The sequence below is a fragment of the Oleiphilus sp. HI0079 genome, assembly GCF_001635105.1.
Window position 1 is genome coordinate 1 of sequence record NZ_LWFT01001425.1, and the last position, 904, is coordinate 904.

Annotated in this window: 2 protein-coding genes and 1 pseudogene; all 3 read right to left on the reverse strand. The window is 48.9% G+C overall.

Features of this window, described 5'->3' with window-relative positions:
* Positions 1 to 147 (reverse strand): annotated as a pseudogene (locus A3750_RS27080) (YggW family oxidoreductase); the annotation flags it as partial.
* An 8-nt stretch (positions 148 to 155) separates the two neighbouring features.
* Positions 156 to 758 (reverse strand): RdgB/HAM1 family non-canonical purine NTP pyrophosphatase, encoded by a 603-nt coding sequence (gene rdgB, locus A3750_RS24535; RefSeq protein ID WP_068458565.1) that lies wholly within the window; start codon positions 756 to 758, stop codon positions 156 to 158.
* Positions 759 to 765: 7 nt separating this feature from the next.
* Positions 766 to 873, reverse strand: coding sequence for a hypothetical protein (locus A3750_RS27410; RefSeq protein ID WP_369819983.1), 108 nt, complete (start codon positions 871 to 873; stop codon positions 766 to 768).
* Between the last annotated feature and the right edge of the window lie 31 nt (positions 874 to 904).

Consider the following 904-nt stretch of genomic DNA (forward strand, 5'->3'; position numbering starts at 1 on the left):
CAGCTCTTGCTTGAGATCTTTGATCAAAGACTGAAGATAGGCCTCTTCAGGCAAGTCGGTTCTGGCATGGGAATTAAAATCGCAGTAGGGGCACTTCTTTACACACCAAGGAAGGTGTATGTATAAACTCAGAGGGGGAAGACGCAAATGTGCTCCTAAGTCGGGCTGTTGAGTGCAGGCAGCATCTCACTTAACTGCTTTAAAGCTTTACCACGGTGACTAATCGCTGACTTTCGCTCTCGCGTTAGATCGGCTGCGGTGCAGTTTAATTCTGGAATCCAAAAAACCGGATCATAGCCAAACCCTTCTTCTCCTGAAGGCTGCTCAGCGATAACCCCTTCCCAAACTCCATGGCAAACGACTGGTGTGGGGTCTAGAGGGTGTCGCACGAACACCAGTACACAATGGAACGTCGCTTGCCGCTGTTCGACTGGCACCCCTTTTAAGTTTTCAAGCAGCAGATCAATATTGCTTTGGTCCGTCGCATCTGAGCCGCTATATCGAGCAGAATAAATACCTGGCGCACCTTGCAGAGCATCGACCGCCAAACCGGAATCATCCGCAAGGGCAGGCTTACCGCTCTCTGAGGAGGCATGTCGCGCCTTTAAAATCGCGTTTTCGATAAAGCTTAGGCCTGTTTCTTCCGCACTCTTAATACCCAACTCAGCTTGCGATATAAGATGGAGCCTACGGCCTTCAAGAAGCGCGGCAATCTCTCTGAGTTTTCCCGCGTTTCCACTTGCTAGAACAATGTCCATCTTTGGCTCAATCATTATAGAAATTGTGGCTGAATCGTAGCCTGAACGGATCTGAAACCCCTTGAGGAAATACTGAGATATCAAACGTCAATATCTCGCCTTCCCGATACTGCAACTGCGCAATGTAATAAATTGCCTTGCCTTCG